Origin of the sequence: Actinomyces howellii (genome assembly GCF_900637165.1) — a bacterium.
Lineage (GTDB): Bacteria > Actinomycetota > Actinomycetes > Actinomycetales > Actinomycetaceae > Actinomyces > Actinomyces howellii.
Genome location: NZ_LR134350.1, coordinates 2,330,729 through 2,352,441 on the forward strand (window position 1 = coordinate 2,330,729; position 21,713 = coordinate 2,352,441).

Annotated in this window: 16 protein-coding genes; 6 read left to right on the forward strand and 10 right to left on the reverse strand. The window is 70.1% G+C overall.

The features are described 5' to 3' along the window. Positions 1–404: 404 nt before the first annotated feature. The 5 genes from EL245_RS09790 (at position 405) to EL245_RS09810 (ending at position 6,528) form a co-directional block, all read left to right on the forward strand. On the forward strand, positions 405–689 hold the full coding sequence (locus EL245_RS09790; protein ID WP_126382967.1) for a hypothetical protein: 285 nt from the start codon (positions 405–407) through the stop codon (positions 687–689). Positions 690–803: 114 nt separating this feature from the next. Next, on the forward strand, positions 804–2,303 hold the full coding sequence (locus EL245_RS09795) for a DHA2 family efflux MFS transporter permease subunit (RefSeq protein WP_126382968.1): 1,500 nt from the start codon (positions 804–806) through the stop codon (positions 2,301–2,303). A gap of 214 nt (positions 2,304–2,517) precedes the next feature. After that, positions 2,518–3,465, forward strand: a complete 948-nt coding sequence (locus tag EL245_RS09800; RefSeq protein ID WP_126382969.1) for an ROK family glucokinase — start codon at positions 2,518–2,520, stop codon at positions 3,463–3,465. Between the two features lie 74 nt (positions 3,466–3,539). Beyond that, entirely contained in the window at positions 3,540–4,559 is a 1,020-nt protein-coding gene (locus EL245_RS09805; protein WP_126382970.1) for a hypothetical protein, read from the forward strand. Positions 4,560–4,968: 409 nt separating this feature from the next. Beyond that, complete coding sequence (locus EL245_RS09810) at positions 4,969–6,528, forward strand: phospholipase D-like domain-containing protein (protein ID WP_126382971.1); 1,560 nt, start codon at positions 4,969–4,971, stop codon at positions 6,526–6,528. Positions 6,529–6,790: 262 nt separating this feature from the next. On the opposite strand, the gene hrpA is transcribed toward EL245_RS09810, so the two are convergent. The 4 genes from hrpA to EL245_RS09830 all read right to left on the reverse strand — a co-directional run bounded on the left by hrpA (position 6,791) and on the right by EL245_RS09830 (position 14,533). After that, positions 6,791–11,566 carry an ATP-dependent RNA helicase HrpA gene (hrpA, locus tag EL245_RS09815; RefSeq protein WP_126382972.1) on the reverse strand — a complete coding sequence of 1,592 codons (4,776 nt, stop codon included), beginning with the start codon at positions 11,564–11,566 and terminating at the stop codon, positions 6,791–6,793. Between the two features lie 142 nt (positions 11,567–11,708). Then, positions 11,709–12,686 carry a PfkB family carbohydrate kinase gene (locus tag EL245_RS09820; RefSeq protein ID WP_232009717.1) on the reverse strand — a complete coding sequence of 326 codons (978 nt, stop codon included), beginning with the start codon at positions 12,684–12,686 and terminating at the stop codon, positions 11,709–11,711. A 114-nt stretch (positions 12,687–12,800) separates the two neighbouring features. Further along, positions 12,801–13,664: a hypothetical protein gene (locus EL245_RS13720; protein ID WP_232009718.1), complete on the reverse strand. Its 864-nt coding sequence runs from the start codon at positions 13,662–13,664 to the stop codon at positions 12,801–12,803. Between the two features lie 158 nt (positions 13,665–13,822). Next, complete coding sequence (locus tag EL245_RS09830; RefSeq protein WP_126382973.1) at positions 13,823–14,533, reverse strand: hypothetical protein; 711 nt, start codon at positions 14,531–14,533, stop codon at positions 13,823–13,825. Between the two features lie 396 nt (positions 14,534–14,929). Between EL245_RS09830 and EL245_RS09835 the strand changes: the two genes are divergently transcribed. Continuing rightward, complete coding sequence (locus EL245_RS09835; RefSeq protein ID WP_126381755.1) at positions 14,930–15,727, forward strand: transposase family protein; 798 nt, start codon at positions 14,930–14,932, stop codon at positions 15,725–15,727. Between the two features lie 213 nt (positions 15,728–15,940). Here the strand turns inward: EL245_RS09835 and EL245_RS09840 are convergent, their stop codons facing one another. The 6 genes from EL245_RS09840 to EL245_RS13885 all read right to left on the reverse strand — a co-directional run bounded on the left by EL245_RS09840 (position 15,941) and on the right by EL245_RS13885 (position 21,669). Continuing rightward, positions 15,941–16,753 carry a DUF1801 domain-containing protein gene (locus tag EL245_RS09840; protein WP_126382974.1) on the reverse strand — a complete coding sequence of 271 codons (813 nt, stop codon included), beginning with the start codon at positions 16,751–16,753 and terminating at the stop codon, positions 15,941–15,943. A gap of 757 nt (positions 16,754–17,510) precedes the next feature. After that, entirely contained in the window at positions 17,511–17,882 is a 372-nt protein-coding gene (locus EL245_RS09845; RefSeq protein ID WP_232009719.1) for a hypothetical protein, read from the reverse strand. Positions 17,883–18,322: 440 nt separating this feature from the next. Next, a complete protein-coding gene (locus tag EL245_RS09850; RefSeq protein WP_126382976.1) occupies positions 18,323–18,748 on the reverse strand; it encodes a DUF6318 family protein in 426 nt (141 codons plus the stop codon). 586 nt (positions 18,749–19,334) lie between these two features. Further along, the gene (locus EL245_RS09855) at positions 19,335–19,793 is read right to left on the reverse strand and encodes a DUF6318 family protein (protein WP_126382977.1); all 459 of its coding nucleotides are present in this window, start codon (positions 19,791–19,793) and stop codon (positions 19,335–19,337) included. 323 nt (positions 19,794–20,116) lie between these two features. Continuing rightward, complete coding sequence (locus tag EL245_RS13880; protein WP_331852808.1) at positions 20,117–20,923, reverse strand: DUF6318 family protein; 807 nt, start codon at positions 20,921–20,923, stop codon at positions 20,117–20,119. Next, positions 20,920–21,669, reverse strand: coding sequence for a DUF6318 family protein (locus tag EL245_RS13885; RefSeq protein WP_331852809.1), 750 nt, complete (start codon positions 21,667–21,669; stop codon positions 20,920–20,922). The genes EL245_RS13880 and EL245_RS13885 overlap by 4 nt, the downstream gene beginning before the upstream one ends. Between the last annotated feature and the right edge of the window lie 44 nt (positions 21,670–21,713).

Below are 21,713 nucleotides of genomic sequence, written 5' to 3' on the forward strand. Positions count from 1 at the left end.
CACCGCCGGCGCTGCCGGAGGACTGCGGCTCCCTTGCCCGGGCCTTCCGCCCGTGGGCGGCCTGCTGGTCTCAGGCTAGGAGTGGCTACCGGACGAGGACGACTCCGCTCGGCTGCCTTCTGCCCGGCTCGGGGCGAAGGTCAGGCAGAGCCTCCAGGGCCCGTCCGAGCAGGAGAGCCGAGGCGCCTCTCAGGCGTCGAACGCGCCAGAGGATTGGGGGAGGGACGTGGACCCCGCAGAAGGTGCGGTGGGTCAGTGCAGACAGCGACACCCCTTCCGCCTCGGGCGGGCGGAAGTGCGGATACGGACCCGGTTCGTGAGCCCGGTCCGTCGATAGCCTCGGATACCGACCATCGAGGACCCGGGACGAGCCGGGCGCACGAGCCGGGGAGCGAGGGAGGACGATGACGGCGATGACGGCGATGCCCGGGGGGCGGCCGGACCCCGGGGGCCGGGAGGGCGGGAGGAGCTGGGAGGACAGGGGCGCCCGCGCCCGCGTCGGCCTCCTGCTCGACACCCCCTGGCCGCCCTACCGCGCCGTCAAGGCCCGCACCCGCGACCTGTGCCGCCGCGACAACGCCCTCGACGACTGCGTCCGGCTCGCCCCTGGGGTCACCATCGCCGCGGGCGCCGCCGTCAGCGGCCGCCTGGCCGGTAAGCAGCGCCCGGCGGGTGCCGGCTTCGACTGAGTCCCGGGCCGGCCGCCGTCCTCCTCCGCCCTGCGCGGCCGTCCCTCACGCGGTGCGCCGCCGTCCCACGGCCCGGCGCCGGGCGCCCTGCCCTCGAGAGAAAGCGCATCACCCGTGTCTCACAGCCCCCAGGCCCCGGTCAACCCCTACCGGGTCGCCGCCGTCGTCATGATCGGCTCGTTCATGGCAGTCCTCGACGGCACCATCGTCAACGTCGCCGTCCCCTCCCTCCAGGGGTACTACGCCGGGCCGGACGGAACCCCGCCCCCCTACTCCTCCGTCGCCTGGGCTATCACCGGCTACGCCCTGGCGACCGCGGCGATCATCCCTCTGACCGACTACGGCCTGCGCCGCGTCGGCCACCGCTGGATGTACGTCGGCTCCATCGCCCTGTTCACCCTGGCCTCGGTGCTGTGCGCCCTGTCCCCGAGCCTCGGCGTCCTCATCGCGATGCGCGTGTTCCAGGGCCTGTGCGGGGGGTGCATCATGCCGGTGGGCACGGCCCTGGTCGCCTCGGTGGCCGGTGACCGGCTGGGCCGGATGATGAGCCTCATGGGCATCCCCATGCTCATCGCCCCGGTTGTCGGCCCGATCCTGGGAGGATGGCTCGTCGACGTCGCCTCCTGGCACTGGGTCTTCCTCATCAACGTGCCCTTCGGCCTCGGTGCCGCCCTCCTCGGCCTCGTCCTCCTACCCCGGCGCGACAGCCGCCGCGCCGCTGTCCTCGACGTCCCCGGGGTGCTGCTCATGTCCCCGGGCCTGGCCCTCGTCCTGTGGGGCGTGTCGAACGCCGGGGCGGGCGCCCCCGTGGCCTCTCCGAGCGTGTGGGCGCCGCTCGCCGTCGGCCTCGCCATGGTGGTGCTCTTCGTCCGCCGCAGCCTCACGACGGCGCACCCGCTGCTCGACCTGACGATCCTGGGGCTGCGTCCCTACCGCACCGCGATCCTCCTGGCCGTCTCCTTCCAGGCCGCCTTCACCGCCGACCTCCTCCTCCTGCCCTCCTACCTCCAGCAGGTCCGAGGACTCGGCGCCATGGAGACCGGGCTGCTCATCGCCCCGACCGGGCTGGGGGCCCTGGTGACGATGCCCGTGGCCGCCAACCTCATCGACCGCCTCCCCCCGAGGCGGGTCATCCCCTTTGGCATGACGGCAATGCTCCTGTCGGTCCTCGCCCTGACCCAGGTGGGCCCGAGCACGGGCGTGTGGTGGCTCGCGGTCGTCCTCACGGTTCAGGGGATGGGGATCGGCGGCACGATGATGCCGGTGTCGACGGCCGCGCTCCAGGCGGTGCGCCGCGCGGAGGTCGGCAACGCCACGACCCTGTTCAACATCGGCCAGCAGGTCTTCGGGGCCGTCGGCATCGCCGTCGTCTCCGTCATCCTCGCCCTGCTGCTCGCAGCAACCCCCTTGGGAGGCCAGGCCGTGGCCGGCGAGCTGGGAGGTGCTCAGCTGGCCGCCGGTCTGGCACAGGCGGCGCAGGCCTTCGGCCGCGCCTTCTGGATGCCGACGGCCTGCCTGGCCGTGGCCCTCGTCCTCGCCCTGAGGCTGCCGAACCGGGTGGTCGTCCCCGCCGAGGACCTCCCGCCCGTCGCGTCGTCGGAGGCTCGGGCCTGACACCGCCGGTGGCCGAGCTCTCGGACGCAAGGGGCGCGGGAGAGGTCAGTCTCGGGGTGTCGGCGTCGTCGGTACGACATCGCACTCATATGCACCGAACATGCACAAGTGGGAGGCTGTGGGTGTGGGGTACGAGGGGACGCCGTCGGAGAATCGGGGCAGCGGGCGCGGCGAGAGCGGCCGCGGCCCATACCGTCCCAAGGAGGAGGCTTCCGTGGCAGTGACAATTGGTATCGATGTGGGTGGTACGAAGATCGCCGCTGGTGCGGTTGATGACGAGGGCAGGGTCCTGACGCGGGTGCAGAAGGACTCCCCTGCCAAGGAGCGTGGGGCGATCATCGACACGATCGTGGCCTGCGCGACGGAGCTGCGCGCGGTTCACCCCGAGGCTGTGGCCGTCGGGGTGGGGGCGGCCGGGTTCGTGGCGGCGGACCGCAACACGATGGCCTCGGGCACGAACCTGGACTGGACGGGAGTGCGCATCGGGGACGAGGTCGCGGCGCGCGCGGGCCTGCCGGTCGTCGTGGAGAACGACGCCAACGCCGCGGGCTGGGCCGAGGCCCGCTTCGGCGGGGGTCGGGGGCGGTCCAACGTGCTGGTCGTGACCCTGGGCACCGGGGTGGGTGGCGCGGTCGTCATCGACGGGCGCCTGGTGCGCGGGGCCGCGGGCTTCGCGGCCGAGATCGGTCACATCAACGTCGTGCCGGGTGGGCGCCCGTGCGGGTGCGGGCAGCGCGGCTGCCTGGAGCGGTACGCCTCGGGCACGGCCTTGGGCCACAACGGGTGGGAGCTGGCCCGATTCCAGCCCGCCTACGCCTCGCGCATCATCGAGCTGTCCGGCGGGGACCCCGACCGTATCTCGGGCAAGGCCGTCACCGCCGCCGCCCGCGAGGGCGACCGGGCCGCCCTGGAATGCTACGCGGACCTGGGCCACTGGCTGGGTGTCGGTATCGCCGACCTGTGCGCCGTCCTGGACCCCGAGGTCGTCGTCCTCACCGGTGGTCTGACCGAGGCGGGCCCCATCCTTCTCGAGCCGGTGACCGCCTCCTTCGACGCCCATCTCACGGCGCGGTCCCGGCGCCCCACGATTGGTGTCGTCATCTCCGAGTCCGGGCAGGACGCGGGCGTCATCGGTGCCGCCGACCTGGCGCGCTGCGGCTGACCTGCGCCCCGGCCCCGACCTCACGGGGTGGTCAGCGCCGCGGCTGGCGGGGCTCGTGTGCGACCATGACCCTGATGCCCCAACGCCCTGCCTCCCGCCCGACGTCGTCCCCCCGGTCGGCGCCGTCGCGCCCGGCGCCCGCCTCCAGGCGCCAGGCCTCACGCTCCTCAGCCCCGCGTGGCCAGCGCCTGAGCAGCTCGGCGCGCTCGGGATCGCGCGGGCGTGGTGGGCGCCGCGCTCCCGGCGCCAGGCTGGGTGGCGTCCTGGGGCTGGGCGCCGTCGCCTTCGTCGTCACGGTGCTCGTCGGCCTCCTGGCCACCCGACCCCTGGGGGCCGACGACGCCCCCGCCACGGCGACGGCCGCCGGGCCCGCTCCGGTCGTGCTCGACACCGAGGGCTTCGACCCCGCGCTGCTCATCGACGACGAGGTCTTCTACGACTCCACGACGATGAGCCTCGAGGAGATCGCCTCCTTCATCGAGGAGGTCAACGCCGGATGCCGTCCGGGGAGCGACTCGACCCCCTGCCTGGCGCAGGCCTCCTTCGACACCGAGGACCAGGACCCGACGGTCTTCTGCCCCGGCGGCTACACCGGTGCCCGGTCCCAGAGCGTCGCCCAGATCATCGCCGAGGTCGCCGCGAGCTGTGACCTCAACCCTCAGGTTCTCCTCGTCCTCATCCAGAAGGAGCAAGGGCTGCTCACCGCCTCCGGGTCCACCCTGACCGCGCGGGACTACGAGGCTGCCGCCGGCTACGCCTGCCCCGACGGCGCGGCGTGCGACGCCCGCTACGCAGGCTTCTTCCGCCAGCTCTACGGAGCGGCCTCCCAGTTCCAGCGCTACCGCGTCAACCCAGGCGAGTACGACGTCGTCGCCGGTAGGACCACCTCGATCGCCTACTCCCCGGACCCGACGTGCGGCGCCGCGGAGCTGACCATCGCCAACCAGGCGACGGCCGGCCTGTACAACTACACCCCCTACCAGCCCAACGCCCAGGCGGCCTCGGGAGGAGACGCCTGCACGAGCTGGGGCAACTGGAGCTTCTACGGCTACTTCCGCACGTTCTTCGGGGACCCGACGCCCTCCTCCCCGTGACGGGGCGTCGACGGAGCAGACCGATGCACTCTGAACCGTCCCGCCGCCTGACCTCGGCCGTCACCATATTGTGATCTTGTCGAGCGTTTTTCCAGGTTGTTCTCAGTGGCTCCGGTGGTGTTCTCCCAGGAGCCCTCTGCATAGTTCATCTCACCGTCGGACGGCGGCAGTCGCGAGGTACTGGGGAGTGCTGATGACCGGCAGTCGTCGAGTGAGACCCCGCAGCCAAGGGAATGCGGACTCACGCCCGGCGAAGGAGGAGCCGCTCCCGGGTATGGGAACCGGTGAGCGACCTCGCCGCGAAGGGCCCGGCCCGGTTGATCCATACCGGGGCGGGCCTTCGCCGTGCCCGGGGCAGCCGAGGGCGGGGTGGCGCCGTGCCGGTGGCGGAGCGTGGTTGGATGGCACCATGACGCTGATCCCTCAGATCGCCGACTTCTGGCTGGCCGTGGAGCTCATCATCAGGGTCGTGGCGCTGGGGATCGTCCCGGAGAACCGCAGGCCCTCGTCGTCGACGGCCTGGCTCCTGCTCATCTTCCTCATCCCCGTCGTCGGGCTGCCGCTCTACCTCTTCCTGGGCAGCCCGTGGGTCCACGGCAAGCGCTTCGAGCAGCAGGTCGCGGCCAACAGGGCCACCCTGGAGTACACCCGGAGCCTGCCCGACGCCCCGCAGGGCGCCAGGCCCTCCCCGCAGCTTGACGCCGTCCTGCGCATGAACCGGTCCCTGACCGGCCTTCCCTGCGTGACCGGTGAGGTCATCGCGCTGCACAGCGACTCCTCGGCGACCTACGAGGCGATGGCGCGCGCCGTCGACGCCGCCGAGCACCACGTCCACGTCGAGTTCTACATCCAGAGCTGGGACGAGGTGACCGACGTCCTCTACGACGCCCTCCGACGCGCCGCGGCCCGCGGGGTCGACGTGCGGCTGCTCGTCGACCACCTCGGCTCGCGCAAGTACCCGGGGTGGAGACACTTCGGCCGGCGCCTCGACGCGGCCGGTGTCAAGTGGCGGCTCATGATGCCCCTGCTTCCCCTCAAGGGACGCTTCCGGCGACCGGACCTGCGCAACCACCGCAAGGTGCTCATCGTCGACGGCACACGGGCCTTCATCGGCTCCCACAACCTCATCGACCCCAGCTACCACCTGCGCCGCAACATCCGCGCGGGCCGCGAGTGGGTCGATCTCAGCGTCGAGGTCACCGGGGAGATCGTCCTGGAGGCCCAGGCGATCTTCGCCATGGACTGGTTCTTCGAGTCCGGCGAGGTCCTCGACCTCGAGGCGGTGGCGCCCGAGCTGTCCCCGGAGGCGGCTAAGGAGCTCGCCCTGCGCTTCGATGGTGAGGTCCCCGTCGTCCCGCTCGGTCAGGGCCCGGTGGTCGGAGGCTGCGCCCCCCAGCCGGGCAGGCCCGCGGCAGTGGTCAACGCCATGCAGCTCGTGCCCTCCGGCCCCGGCTACCCCACCGAGCCGAACCTCAAGATGTTCCTGTCCCTCATCCAGAACGCCACGAAGAGGGTGTCGATCACCAGCCCCTACTTCATCCCCGACGAGGCGCTGCTGTCAGCCATCCAGTCCGCTGCCTACAAGGGCGTCGAGGTCGAGCTCTTCGTGGGCCAGGAGTCCGACCAGTTCATCGTCAATCACGCCCAGCGCTCCTACTACTCGGCCCTCCTGGCGGCGGGCGTGCGGATCTACCGCTACCCCGCCCCGGCGGTCCTGCACGCCAAGTACATGACGGTCGACGGCGAGGTCGGGGTCATCGGCTCGGCCAACATGGACTTCCGGTCCTTCGCCCTCAACTACGAGATGATGCTGCTGGCCTTCGGCGGGGACCTCGATGACCTCCTGCGCGACAACGACGCCTACTACCGATCGGTGTCCACCGAGCTGACCGCCCAGGAGTGGGCGGCCGAGCCCTGGCACCGGCGCTACATCGACAACGTGTGCCGCCTCATGTCCGCCGTGCTGTGAGCGGATCGACGGCGCGCAGGCCTCGTGCCCTCTCCCGGTCGGTTTCCCCTTCGACCGGTCGGTTTCCCCCTCGACCGGTCATGTAACGTTCGACCGTCTACGTGACGGTGATAGCCCGGTCGAAGTACACATGACCGGTCGAAGTACACATGACCGGTCGAAGTACACATGACCGGTCGGAGCGCGGGCGATGACCCTGCGGTCACGCTGAGCCGTCGTGGGCGGGGCCCCCGTGGCGCACACGGCACGCCTGTGCCGAACCTCAGATCCCCGCGACCAGCTTCGAGATCCGCTTGAGGCTCACCTTCCTGCTCGTGCCCAGGGTCTGGGCGAACAGGCTGACCCGTAGCTCCTCGATGAGCCAGCGCGCCTCCTCGAGCACCGCCTCACGCTCGGGGTCGGGCTCTAGGCCGGCGGCACGCTCCCGCGCCCGGTCGACCACGGCGACCGCCTCACGCACCTGGTGGGCGAGCGCGGCGTCCTGGGCGGGGGCGGCCTGCGCCTTGCCCACCCGCATCGCCAGGGCGGTGAGGTAGCGCGGCAGGTGGGCCAGCTGCTCGGGGGGCGTGGCGGACACGAACCCGTCGCCGACAAGAGCCGCGGCCTGCTCGCGCACCTCCTGGAGAGTCGCCAGCAGCGCGAGCGAGCTGTGCGCGGCCACCGTGCGCTCGACCTCGCGGTGGGCCTGGAGAACCCGCACGACGGTGCGGGCCACGGACAGGACCTCGTCCTCGAGGTGGTCGCGCACGTGACCCACGAGCTGCTCGAAGACGACGCGCTCGCGCACCGCACCCAGGTCCCGACCGGCCTGGGCGGCCCACCTCCGGGCGACGACCCGCGCGGCCGCCAGCTCGATGTCCTCGACGAGGGCATCGGTGGTGCGGTACGGGCTGGCCGCCAGGGTGAGGGACTCGGTGGCGGTCCACCGGCTCGTCACCCGTCCGGTGGGCAGGAAGGTGCGCGCCAGCGCCAGTGCCGTCACCCCGGCCCCGTGGGAGCGCGCCTGGGCGACCGCGTCGGGCAGGATCGTCAAGGACGCGGTCCGCGCCCCGGTGGCCACGAGGGTCGGGTAGCCGCGGACGACGAGCCCCGCCGTCCCGGTCGACTCGATGGTCTCCGGGATGGTGGATCGGTCAGGCGGCTCAAGACCGGGCACCTCGACGGGCCAGTCCTCCAGCCCCGTGCGCTCGGCCAGGCCCGGCAAGGTGCCACCTGGCACGGCGCCGCCCGGCACGGTGCCGCGCGTCCCGCTGCGGCCCCCGGCGTCCGGTGAGCGGCCGCCCCCACGGCCGCGTCGGCTCCCGGAGCGGGAGCCTGTGCCGCGTGCTCCGCGTGTTGCGTGTGCTCGGTCTGTTCCGCCGTGGCCGTGGCGGCCCGACCTCTGCCTGGCCTCGGCCATGGCCTGGGCGACGGCCCCGTGCACCGCGGAGCGCACGGCCTGCTCGGTGCTCTCGGCCAGGCGCGTGCGCAGGTCGATGAGGTCGGGGCTGCGGCCGAGCTCCCCGCCGTCGGCGTCAAGGGCGGCGAAGGACACGCGCAGGTGCTCGGGCAGGCGCTCGCGGGCCTCGGCCCAGTCCTCGTCGTCGATCTCGACCTGGCGCAGGGCGAGCACCGCCTGGCTGAAGGCGCGGCGGAAGGACACCGGTGGGGCCGTGTCCTGCCCGCCGCCGGGCGCGCTGGCGCCCGGACCCTCCGGCGCACCGGCGGGCTCCGGAGCCCCGGCCTGCGGGTACCGCGCGAGGATCTCCCGCCACACCTGGGCGCCGACGTCGGGGGCGGGCACGAGCTGCCGGCGCACCCTCTTGGGAAGAGCGCGGATGGTGGCCACGACGAGCTCGGGGCGCAGACCGGGCACGAGCCACTCAAAGCCCTCGGGGGCCACCCGGCCCAGGACCTCGACGGGGACCTGGACGCTCACCCCGTCGTCGGCCCGGCCGGGCTCGAAGCGGTAGGACAGGGGCAGGGTCAGGTCACCCTGGACCCACGAGTCGGGGAAGCCGCTCGTGTCCTCGCCCTGGGGCAGGAGCAGCTCGCGGGTGAAGTCGAGCAGGTCCGGGTGGCGGGAGCGCTCACGCCTCCACCACGCGTCGAAGGCCTCGGCCTCGGTGACCTCCTCGGGGAGCCGGTCGTCGTAGAAGCGCAGCAGCGCCTCGTCGTCGGCCAGCAGACCACGGGTCCGGCGCCGGTGCTCGACCTCGGCCAGCTCCTCGAGCAGGGCGCGGTTGCGCTCGACGAAGCCGTGGCGGGCGTGCCAAGCGCCCTCGACCAGGCCCGAGCGGAGGAACATCTCCCGGGCCACCTCGCGGGCCGCAGGGGTCCCCACGGAGGCCAGGGTCCGAGGACGGTCGGCCACGAGCGTCATCCCGTAGAGCAGGACCTTCTCGTGGACCATGGCGGCGCCGTGCCGGGTGGACCAGTAGGGCTCGGACACGACGTGCCGGGCCAGGCCGGCGCGCTCGGCGGCCTCCTCGACCCACCTGGGGTCGACCTTGGCCACGGTGCGTGCGAACAGACGGCTGGTCTCGACCAGCTCGGCGGTCATGACCCAGTCGTAGGTCGTGCGGCGCAGCCCCGAGCCGGGCCAGATCGTGAAGCGGGTGCCCCGCGCCCCGGCGTACTCCCGGCGGCGCTCGTCCCAGTTGCCGACGTTGGACAGCAGGCCCACGAGCAGGGAGCGGTGGATCGAGTCGGCGTCGGGGGTGTCCGCTGAGCGACCCAGGGCCACGACGGCGGCCGCGACGTCCCCGTGGGCGATCTGCGCCTCGTGGCTGCCGGGCTCCAGGGCCTGGCGCGCTGCCCGGATGGCGCGCGCCGTGGGCAGCTCGACAGGTGCGGCCTCCAGCCCCAGGGGACGAGCCAGCTGGCGCAGCTGGGCATGGACGTCGAGCCACTCGCGCACCCGCAGGTAGTGGAGGAACTCCGTGCGGCACATGCGCCGGAAGGCAGACCCGGACAGCTCGCGGCTCTGGGTGCGCAGGTAGCGCCACAGGTTGAGGTAGGTGAGGAAGTCGCTCGTACGGTCGGCGAAGCGCCGGTGCATCGCGTCGGCGGCCTCCTGACGGTCCGCGGGCCGCTCGCGCACGTCCTGGATCGACAGGGCCGCCACGATGACCATGACCTCACCGGCGCAGCCCAGCTCGCCGGCCTCCAGGAGCATCCGCCCCAGACGTGGGTCGATGGGCAGGCGCGCCAGGCGGCGCCCGACGGCGGTGAGCCGCGGCCCCCTTGAGGCGGGCCCCCGCTCGGGCCGCGGGGAGCCGCCTGGGGCATAGGGCTCGATGGCGCCGATCTCGGTGAGGAGCTGGATCCCGTCGCGCACGGCCCGCGGGTCGGGGGCGTCGAGGAAGGGGAAGTCCTGGACGGCTCCCAGCCCCAGGGCGGCCATCTGGAGGATGACGCTGGCCAGGGAGGTGCGCAGGATCTCCGGCTCGGTGTACTCCGGGCGCGCCAGGAAGTCGGCCTCGGAGTACAGGCGGATCGCCACACCGTCTGCCACGCGCCCGCAGCGGCCCGAGCGCTGGTTGGCGCTGGCCTGGCTGACCGCCTCGATGGGCAGACGCTGGACCTTCGTGCGGTTGGAGTACCGGGAGATGCGCGCCAGGCCGGGGTCGACGACGTAGTGGATGCCCGGGACGGTCAGCGAGGTCTCCGCCACGTTCGTGGCCAGGACGATCCTGCGGGTCGCGTGCGCCTCGAAGACACGGTGCTGCTCGGCGGCGCTCAGGCGCGAGTAGAGGGGTACGACCTCGACGGCCCCCGGTGTGCGGCTGCGCCCGTCGGGGGTGTAGCGCGGACCCAGGTGGTCGATGAGGGCGGCCTCGGTATCGCGGATGTCGCGCTCGCCGGCCAGGAACACGAGGATGTCCCCCGGCCCCGTGGCGATGAGCTCGTCGACGGCGTCGAGGATCCCGGTGACCTGGTCGCGGTCCTCCTGGGCCGGGGGCCCGGACCGGGCCCCGCCGTCCTGGGAGTCCTGCTCGTCGCCGTCCTCGGAGGTCAGGGGCCGGTAGCGGATCTCCACGGGGTAGGTGCGTCCCGAGACCTCGATGACCGGGGCGGGCAGGACCGCCGTGGGGCCGGGCTCCGTCGTGTCACGGGCGCCGTGCGCACCGGGGCCCCGGCCGCCGCCCGGGCCGGGTGCCTCGCGGGTGAGGGCCCGCCCGAAGTGCTCGGCGAACCGGGCCGAGTCGATGGTCGCCGAGGTGATGATGACCTTGAGGTCGGGGCGCTCGGGCAGGAGGCGAGCGAGGTAGCCCAGGATGAAGTCGATGGTGAGGCTGCGCTCGTGGGCCTCGTCGACGATGATCGTGTCGTAGCGGCGCAGCATCGGGTCGGACTGGATCTCGGCCAGGAGGATGCCGTCAGTCATGAGCTTGACGAGGGTGGTCGGGCCGGTCTCCTCGGTGAAGCGCACCTGGTAGCCCACGACCCCGTCTCGCCCGATGGGGGTGCCCAGCTCGTGGGCGATGCGCTCGGCCACCGAGCGCGCCGCGATCCTCCGCGGCTGTGTGTGCCCGATCATGCCGGTGACGCCCCGGCCCAGCTCGAGGCAGATCTTGGGCAGCTGGGTGGTCTTGCCGCTGCCGGTCTCACCGGCGACGATGACGACCTGGTGGTCGCGGATCGCGGCGGCGATCTCCTCCCGACGCGCCGAGACGGGCAGCTCCTCGGGGTAGACGACGGCAGGAACGCTGGAGGCGCGCGCGGCCAGCTGCTCGGCGGTGAAGCCCGGCCACTGCTGGCGGCGTCCGTGCTGTCCGTGCTGCCTGCGCCCCCCGCGCTTCCGGCCCTGGCTGCGGTCTTGGTCCTGGCGGCCCCTGGCGCCGCGTCCCCGGTCTCTGCGTCCGTGACTCCCGGTCCCACCGTCGGTGCCAGCCTCGTCGGACTCCGCCCCGCGGCTCTCCCGGTCCCCGGAGGTGGCGCCTGGGCGCGGTGACCGGGCGGTGCCGACAGGGCTGGCAGGGCTGTCCTCGAGGCCTCCGGCGACGGCGGGAAGCGGCATGTCCTCGGGGCTCTCGGCGGTGTCTCCAGCGTTCATAGGCCGACCATTGTCCCTCATGCGCGGGGCGGACCGGTGCCGCCTGACCGGTCCGGGTGCGTCGTGGGCTGCCCGTCGTGCCTGGTAGGCGGCCTGCGACGCTCGGGGCGGCCCCGGCCCCGTGCCGCCCGGACCGGGCGGGTCAGAAGGCGCCGGACTCCGGGGCGGTGATCCAGGCCCGAGCGCCCAAGGTCGTGGTCGAGGCGGCGGCGACGGCACAGGCGCGTCGGACCGCGTCGCTCAACGACTCCGTGTCCACGGCCTGCCTGGTGGAGCCGGTCGGGCCGCGCCCGTGGCTCGCCAGGGCGTGGGCGAGAGCCCCGTGGAACACGTCTCCGGCACCGAGGGTGTCGAGGGCACGGACCTGCGGCGGCACCACCTGGCCGTGCTCGGAGGGGCGCGGGCCGTCGTGCCACCACCACCGCACGGGCCGCGCGCCGTCGGTGAGTACGATGCCCGTCACTCCCCTGCCACGCAGCCATGCGGCGACTTCCTCGGGCTCGGTGAGCGGGCCGTCGGGTCCCGGGGGGAAGAACCGGGCAGAGGGTGCCACGACGTCGCAGGAGCCGATGAGCTGCTCCGCCCCGTCCTTCCAGGACCCCGCGTCCATGATGCGCAGCGACCCCCAGCCGATGGCCAGGTCGAGACCGGCTCGAGCGAGCGCCGGATAGTGACCGTCGACGAGGACGGTGTCGGGCGCGGGCAGGCCCGCGTCCCGGTTCCGGCGCGCCCACGACAGCAGAGGATCTGCGTCCACGGTGGCCCTGCCGTTGGTGGAGACCACTGAGCGTTGGGCCGTCGTGGCCGAGACGGTGCACGAGGAGACTGACAGGCTGCCGCGCGCACCCGAGCAGTCGATGAGCTCGACGCCGTGCTGGGCGAGATCGGCTCGGACCAGCTCGGCCAGGGGGCCCGTACCCACCGGTGCCGCCAGGGCGGCCCGCCCGCCCAGCGCGGCGAAGGTCACGGCGGCGTTCGTTGCCGGGCCGCCGGCGGACACCGCCTGGTCCACCGCGGTCATCTTCTCGTCGGGCCCCGGCGGGCTGTCCACGAGCTGGACGACGTCGACCACCGCCAGGCCGCAGAAGAGTCCTGTGGGAGCTGGTGCCGAGGCGTTCACGGGGCCATCCAACATCATGCCTGTGCCCTCCGGGCCTGCCGTGCTACTCGCGGGTGCCCCTGTCGCCACCGCCCCGGTCATAGGCGAGCTCCAGCCGCCTCGGTGAGCACGTGCTCAGTCGTCGGTGGTGTTGAGGGTCTGAACCTCGGCGACGGGAATGTGGGTGGTGGAGGTGGTGGTGGCGTTTCCGAGGTTGCCGGTGCTGCCGTCAGTGGCGGTGAAGGCGACGGTGTAGGAGATCGAGGTCGTCAGGGGTGTGGTGCCGCCAAGGTGGGCTGAGCTGCGGGTGAACACGACGGTGCAGTCGGTGCCGGTGGCGTCGCGGGACCAGGGAGTTCCGAAGCCGGTGCAGTCGATCTCGGTGTCGGGGCCGGACAGGTCGAGGCCGCTGGCTGTCGCGGTGACGGTGGCGGTGACGGGGCCGGCTGTGGCTGTGGCGGTGACGTGGCTGGGGGTGTCGGTGGTCGCCCAGATCCAGGTGTACCAGCCCACAAGGGTCGAACCGGCGTCACCGAGGGTGGGGTTGTAGGCGATCGTCGGGGCGGGAATGGTCACGGCGTCCCAGGCTGCTTGGGCCAGGGTCCTGCCGTCGATGGTCGGTGTGGGAGGGGCGCTGCCGGCGGGGACGTAGACCGGTGAGTTGGCGGACTCAAAGGCTTGTGACATGGTCCGGAAGTCCGTGGGGGACAGGTCGGGGGCTCGCTCGGACCAGCACCAGGGCTCGTACCAGTAGCCTGCGTGGTCCCCGGCGTGCGTCTCGTAGCCGGGGTAGTCCTCTGCCCAGTTCTCGGAGGTGGTGGACTGGACCTGGATCACGTCTGGACGGCTGAGGTGCTCGACCATTCCTGCACCGCTCATCGACTGTCGGTAGCCGCACACCGGCAGGACGGTCGTGGTGGCGGTGGATGATGTTGCCGTCGCCGAGCTCCCTGCCGCGCCGTCTGAGGAGGTGTAGGTCGCCTCGACAGTGATCTGCACCCCACCGTCCGAATCGGCCTGCGTCGAAGCCGACGACGAGGCGTCTGAAGACGAGTCTTTTCCGTAAGCTGCCAGCGCGCACGGCGTCAGAACGATGAGCCAGGCGGCAGTGCCAAGCAGAATAAGAAAAAGGAAGATTCGAGAACGTGCACGTATCATCATGCGGTGCACTCGTTCGTTGAAACTCTCGTCTCGCTGAAGACCTTCCAAGCGCCCTCAGCGGTACTGAGGGTGTAGCGGTACTCGAATCGTCCGATCTGGCTCGGCGAGGTAATGTCTTCCCCCGTGGCGGAGTAGGACTTCGTTCCGTTCTGGTCCGTGCAGACTGTGATCTCCGCCTCGAAAGGGGAGTGCTGATCATGGACGTCGATCCGGAGAATTGCTGAGCGGACGGGACCGGTCATATACTCACCCGGCTCAAGGGCGTCGTAGTTTCCTTGTATCTCCGTGACGGAGTCCGCGGACATGACCTCCTCGGCGCCTTCCATGCCGGTTCCGCTTCCTGCGGGGGTGAGCCAGAGTCTCCAGGTGAAGTGCTCGAAGGCGATGAAGGCGGTCAGCGCCTCGGTCTGCGTGGCGTTGAGGTCCTCGGGGATCGACGTGACGGTGTAGCCGAGCTCGGGGTCGGACAGGGACTCGGGGGTGAGCTGCCGAGTTGTCGATGGAGAGGCCTGCGCGGAGGGGGAGCCTGCCGTGGTCGGTGCTTGTGTGGCGGTGGGGTTGGCCGTGGGGTCGGAGGTCTGTGATCCGTTCGAGCAGGCGGTCAGACCCGAGGCAACGACGAGGACCGACACGAGTGCGGCGAGGCGGCCGCGACGGCGACGTGACCGGACCGGAGTGCCTGGGACGACTGGAACGACAGGGACCATGACAACCTCCTGCGTGTCAGGAACCAACGAGGAAGAACCATGCAGTAGCGTAGCCCGCCAAGGGTCCCTGCGATCGATCGACGGGAAGTGTCGAAACGTGTTGAATATCACATTGTGAAACCTGACGTGCTGGGCCTCCCGGGAGCGCCGCACCGCGCGGTATCGTTGACGTGAAGGGCGAGAGGGGGTGAAGATAGTGATAGAGAATCCGAAGTTGACCGCGATCCTCGCGGTCAAGAGTCAGGTGCAGTGAGGTTTTCTCACCGGGGTGGGGCGTGCACCCGGCCTGATCGTTGGGATGCTGGGGGAGGGTGCGTGTCGTGTGGGGGTGCACGCGGGGAGCGCATCCAGGATGGGTTCTGACCAAAGAAGCACCCCTGAATGCGAGGTCCCCGCATGCTGTCCTATCGTGCCACCCTTGACGTGCCATCCGCTACCGCCCGAACCGTGTCGGCCTGGCTGGCGGCTCACCGCCGCTGGCACGACATTCGGCCTCATCAGAGGGCGGCGACGCCCTGGGTGCAGGCTGTGATGGTGCTGCGCTGGCTCAACGAGGCCACCAGCATGCGCACCCTGGCCCGAGACGCCGGCATCTCGATCGCCACCGCCTACAGGTACCTGCATGAGGCCCTCCAGGTCATCTCCTCCCAGGCCCCTGACCTGATCGAGGTCATCACCCAGCTGCGCCACAAGGGTGAGCCTTTCGTGTGCCTGGATGGCACCCTGATCCGCACCGACAGGGTCGCAGCCCGCACCGAACGGGGCAACCACTCGTGGTACTCGGGCAAGCACAAGGCCTTCGGGGGCAACGTCCAGGTCATCACCGACCACACCGGATTCCCGGTGTGGGTCTCGCCGGTCGAGCCGGGCTCGACCCACGACCTGACCGCTGCGCGCGCCCACGCGCTGCCCGCCCTGTACAAGGCCGCCTCCCAGGGCATGCCCACCCTGGCCGACAAGGGCTACATCGGCGCCGGCATCGGCGTGCTCACACCCGTCAAGGGCGCCAGACCCTGCCCCGACGACGCCACCTACAACCATCTGCACGCCAGTCTGCGCTCGCCTGCCGAGAGGGCCAATGCCATGCTCAAGCACTTCAAGGCCCTCCAACACGTCACCCTCGACCCGCACACCATCACCCACATCACCGCCACAGCCCTCGTCATCATCAGCCTCAACAAACAACCCCGGTGAGAAAGGCTCAATGTGCGAGTTTGTTCGTGGCAAAAATTGCCACAAAAGCAGATATGTGAAGTTACTGTCCTTCGTCACGCCCAAGCAGGTTTGCTGATCTTCAGGGATCGTTTTGTCAAACGAGTTCGTGTGTCGAGGCTTGTGCCCTTGAAAGCCTCCACCGTGACACGTGAGGGGCTCGCCGCGCGGGCCGACAGCCGCGCTGGTTCACGGTCAGTCGGCGGTGGTCCCGTTGGCGCTCGTCGCGGCGTCGGCAGGAGACCCGCTTCCGGTCATCGACGCAACGACCCGCTCCAGCAACGCCGTCGGCAGGTCCTCGGACAGGCTGAACCACACTGTGCCCTTGCCCCGCACCCACGGGGAGAGCTCGGCGCGCAGTGCCTCGTCGTCGGGCTGCGGGTAAAGCGCCACGTGGTCCCTCCAGCCCGACACGAAGACCTTCGCCGCCCTGCTCCGTCCCGGCATCCGGTAGCCGATGAGCCCGTAGCTGACGACCTCCTCGGCCTCGGGAGCGACCTGTCGCACGAGGTCGCGCAGCTCGTCCAGCATCGGGCGGGCCTCCAACGCCACCGAGGCCAGATAGTCCGCCACGCACCTCAGGTGCGCCCGGGCCAGCGCCCCCTGCCGGTTGCGCTGCGGGGGCACCTCCTCCCAGAAGGAGCGGGTGATGAGCTCACGCAGGACCTCGCTGTCGGCGTGGTCGAGGCGCGAGAGATAGAGGCAGCTCTTGCCCACCTTGTGCCGACCGAGCCGGCCCATGAGGTGTGTGTTGGTGAGCAACGCGGGCGAGAGGTACACCGTGACCGCGGCCTTCCGGGGACTGAAGGCGGCCGCTGGCACGAGCCCCTCGGTGCCTGCGGCGGTCCGGTACGGCGCCGACCCGTAGCCGATGATGCTCGGACCCCACATGACCGGCTCGGCGCCGGTGACCTCTCGCATGAGGTCGATGAGTCGGTGGGCCTCGGCGGCGCGCCGCTCGGGGACGGTGGCCAGGAAGTCATCGACCGGAACGGGCGTGGGCTCCATGGGGCCTCCTGGGGCTGCGGTTCGTCGGCTGATCGGGAACTGCGGGACGCGCGTCGGCGCCCGATGCGCGTTGGCGCGAGGGCCAGTGCCCGTCTGGTGGACACCGTACCGATAGCCAGGACCGACGCCCAGGCGGGTCGCGCCATTCCCTGGGGCGACGACTAGCGCTTGTGCGACCTTGGAGGCCCTCCTGGGTGCCGGAGAGACGTCAGAACCTGCAGGTCGCGGAAGCCTCTCTGCGTGCCGGGGGAGACGCTTGCTGGCCGTCGCCCACTTCCACGGCGTCACGGAGCCTCTCTGCGTGCCGGGGGAGACGCTGCGAGCGGAGTGTGTCCAGATCTGCCGCAAAATCCTGTGAGCATGTGCGCGGCGAATCGGGAATCGGCATGATTTCGCGGTTCGCAGGAGTCGCCTCGTGTGTTGATCGAAGGATTTACGGCAGATTTGGACACAGCAGGACCTCCAGCCCGTAGTCGACCGGGATCGTCAGGTACGAGTCCAGGTCCTCACCCCGCCACGTGTGCGCCAGGGCCGGCAGGCGCGGCCACGGCACCCGTCGTGCTCGTGGCCGGTCTGGTGGTCCGGCTGCCAGTGATGGGGGTGTGGCGGCCTTGAGCGCTGGTGGGGTGCGAACGAGGCAGACGGGCCCAGAGGGTTTGCTGGGAGGTGCACCTCGACTCTGCGCTGCGCGGCTCCGGACAGACCCCAGGGCCCGGGGATGAGCGGCCAGGACCCGGGGGTCCAGGGTCCTAGTGGCTTAGTGGCCTTGGGCTTCTTCTGCGTCGTCGGTCAGGTAGGTCACGGTGCGTACGAGGTCGAAGGGGTCGGCCGAGCTGGTGGTCGTGATCGTGCCGGTCACGGGCTGGCTGGTGCCGCCCTCGGGGGTGAAGGTCGCCTCCCAGGTGGTGGTCACGGTGATGACGACGTTGCTGCGGGTGCCGGTGTAGTCGTGGTAGACGGTGTGGTTGGGATATGGAGCCCCCGGATCAGTGGTCGTCGTGGCGGTGCCGTCGCCCCAGTGGAAGCGGTAGGACACTGGGGTGGCGGTGACAGTTACTGGCACGCCGGCCACCGTCGTGCTCAGCGTCCGGGAGTCAGGACTCGTGTAGGCGATGACGATGATGTCCACACGAGCCTCAGGACCCGGAGGCTGACGCCACAGGCCCGAACCCTCCACCATCAACCGCGACACATCCGTGGCCGTGACCACCACCTGAGCGGGCTCAGGAGCCTCTAACGGATCGACGCACATCCACGCCGTTGTGCCAACACCGATCGTCTCTGGCGAACTCAGCAGGCGTTGCACTCGGCCGGGACAGACATCACCCCCGTCGCGGTAGATTGCCCCACCCCCGCCCGATGAACTTGGCGACGACCCAGAGGGAGAGTTCGTATCAGAGGACATCGACACCTCAGAAGTGCCTGTAAGCGTAATACTGCTATCGCCACCGCTGCCCGAGAAGCTAAAGTCTCCGCTCTGCGGGGCTCCTATCGCTGGAGGTTTGCAGACAAAGTATGTGAAAGTGAGTGTAATCGCCGCAACAACGACGCCGCCGAGACGCGCGAGTTTCATTGAACTTCCCCCTCTTCGACGATCCATCGCCCATCTTTCCAGTAGACTTGCACCCGGGCGGTCGACTGATCTGCAGGGATCGACGATGGCGCAACCGGAACTCCACTATATCCAACATAAGCAGGGGTGGAAACCGAGGTCGTGACAACGTATCTGTTAGAGTCTGCCAGGTCGACGGCGCACGAGTTGAGCACGATCTCCGCCTGCCATGGGTCGGACCAGCCTCCATCGGCATGTATGGCGACAACATTATCCCTCACCGAGGCGCAGTAGACGCAATCTTCGCCACTCATTTCATCCCAAGCAGTCAGGTCGCCGGTTGCATAAATATATGGATATAGGGACAAGAAATAGGTGGCGGCTGCTGCAGCACCTTCTGGAGAATTCTCATCCATCCCGTCTATACGCGCAGGTTCAGGCATCGCCAGTGCAGCATCACGCGAGGCCTGCTCCTCCGAGGATAGGGGTGGCACCCACGCGGGCAGACTCTCGGAGGCCTGGGCTGAGGCCTGACCGGAGGCGCTCGCCGCTGGGGTCGATGAGATCGTGGCAGTGCCCGAGGCCGAGGAGCGGGCCGTCGGTGCGGGGGTAGCCGAGTCGGCTCCGGAGTCGGAGCAGCCCCCCACGCCCGCTGCCGCCACGAGGACTAGCGTGCACGCGAGAGCCCCCATGTGCCGTCGGGAACGAGCCAGTCGTGTCATGAACCAGGACATCAGACCACCGCCATCGGAGATCAGACCAGAACAGGGACGCGCCCGAGACACGCCATCGCATCTCAGACAACCCAACACTACCCCAGCCACCCCCACGTGCGCCAGACCTCACCCGAGCCTGTGGATAACCGTCTCCGGACCCGTGTGTCACGCGAGCCTCCGCCTGCCCGTACGACAACCCAGTGGCGCAGCGGCCTGGTGACGTGGTCGCCCTGCGGCCCGCTGTGCGCAGGCGCGATCGGCGCTATGAGTGCCGGTGCGATCAGGGCCCCGGCAGCAGGGACCCGCGTGAGATTCACTTGTCCTCTCCTTCCGTGGTTTGCTCTGTGACTTCTCCTTCCTCGACGATCCATCTGTCGCCGTGCCAGTAGAGTTGGATGCGGACGATCACGTCTTGTGCGTCAACGGTGAATGCTTCGCTGGGTCGGCCGCGGTGCGCTGTGTGAGCGGGGGCTGTGATGTGGGTCTTGATCACGAGCCTGTTGGGGTCGGCGGGGTCGGCTCCGTGAGTCAGCACCATGATCTCGAGAGGCCACATGTCGGACCATCCGCCGTTTGCGTGGAGGTCGGTGACGTTGGTGATGACGGAGTTGCAGAAGATGCAGTCGTCCTCGCTCATCTCCTTCCAGGTGGTCAGGTCGCCGGTTGTGTAGGCGTACGGGTACAAACTCAGGAAGTGGATTGCGGTCGCTGCCGCTCCGGACGGAGACTGCTCGTCCATGCCTACCGGGCGGCTGGGCTCGGGGGTGGCCATCGCCGCGTCGTAGGACGCCTGCTGCTGCGAGGACAAGGGTGGTACCCACGAGGGGGCGCCGGACTCGGGGGTCTGGGCCGACGCCTGACCGGAGGCGCTCGCCGCTGGGGTCGATGAGGTTGTGGCAGTGCCCGAGGCTGAGGATCGAGCTGTCGGCGAGGGGCTGGCCGAGTCGGCTCCTGAGCCAGAGCAGCCCGCCGTCCCTGCTGTCGCCGCCAGGACCAGCGCGCACACGAGAGCGCTCGCCCGCCGCCAGCAAAGGGTCGTACGCATCAAGGGCCGGTATATCAGGCCGCCGCCATAGGAGATTGCCGCGCCGCCATTCACCGCCCCTCTCCTCCCTCGATGATTTCTCCCTCTTCGACGATCCAGCGGTCTCCGTGCCAGTAGAGCTGGATCTTGATTGTGACGTCTTGTGCGTCAACGGTGAATGCTTCGCTGGGTCGGCCGCGGTGCGCCACGTGCTCCGGAGCGGTGAGGTGCAACGTCACAACTAGTCTGTTGGGATCGGCCGGATCGGCGCCATAAGAAAGTATGAATACCTCTTGGGTCCACATATCCGACCATCCACCGCTGTTATGGAGTGCGTCGACATCATCGATGACGGAGTTGCAGAAGATGCAGTCGTCCTCGCTCATCTCCTTCCAGGTCGTCAGATCTCCGGTGGCGAACGCATAAGGAAATAAATTCAGGAAGTAGCTTGCGGTCGCTGCCGCTCCGGCCGGTGACTGCTCGTCCATGCCTACCGGGCGGCTGGGCTCGGGGGTGGCCAGGGCTGCGTCGCGTGACGCCTGCTCCTCTGCAGACAGGGACGGCACCTGTGAGGGGGTGCCGGACTCCGATGCCTCGGCTGACGCCTGACCGGAGGAGCCTGCTGCCGGAGTCGATGGGGCGGTCGCCGTGCTTGAGGCGGCGGAGCTTGAGGCAGTTGGGCTTGAAGCAGTGGAGCGAGCCGTCGGTGCGGGGCTGGCCGAGTCGGCTCCTGAGTCGGAGCAGCCCCCCACGCCCGCGGCCGCCACGAGGACCAGCGCGCACACGAGAGCGCTCACCAGCCGCCGACAGCGGGCTATCCGCATCAAGGAGCAGGACATCAGGCCGCTGTCATAGGAGATTGCGGCACCACCGTTCATTGGACATCCCCTTCCTCGACAATCCAGTGGTCGCCTTTCCAGTAGACCTGGACGAGAATAGTTGTTTCCCCTCCGGATATTCTACGGCCCATGATCGGAGTTCCCTCATAGGCCATGCGATCGGGGGTGGATATGTGTATCTCGATGACGAGTCGTGATGGGTCCGCAGGATCGGTGCCGTAGGAAATTACGGCGAGCTCTTGCTGCCAGTGCTCCGACCAACCCCCTCCGCTGTGCACCTCAGTGACGTTTGCGATGACTGAGTTGCAGAAGATGCACTCGTCCCCGCTTATCTCCTTCCAGGCGGTCAGGTCGCCGGTGGCGTAGGCGTACGGGTAGAGGTTCAAGAAGTAGGCCGCTACTTGCGAGGCGCCGTAGGGAGAGTTCTCGTCCATCCCCTCGAGCCTGGTCGGCTCGGGGGTGGCCAGGGCTGCGTCGCGTGAGGCCTGCTCCTCTGCGGACAGGGACGGCACCTGTGAGGGGGCGCCGGACTCCGATGCCTCGGCTGACGCCTGACCGGAGGAGCCTGCTGCCGGAGTCGATCGGGCGGTCGCCGTGCTTGAGGCAGCGGAGCTTGAGGCAGTTGGGCTTGAAGCAGTGGAGCGAGCCGTCGGTGCGGGGCTGGCCGAGTCGGCTCCTGAGTCAGAGCAGCCCGCCGTCCCCGCGGCCGCCACGAGGACCAGCGTGCACACGAGAGCGCTCACCAGCCGCCGAAAGCGGGCTATCCGCATCAAGGAGCAGGACATCAGACCACCACCAGCGGAGATCAGGTCATAGCAGGGACATCCCC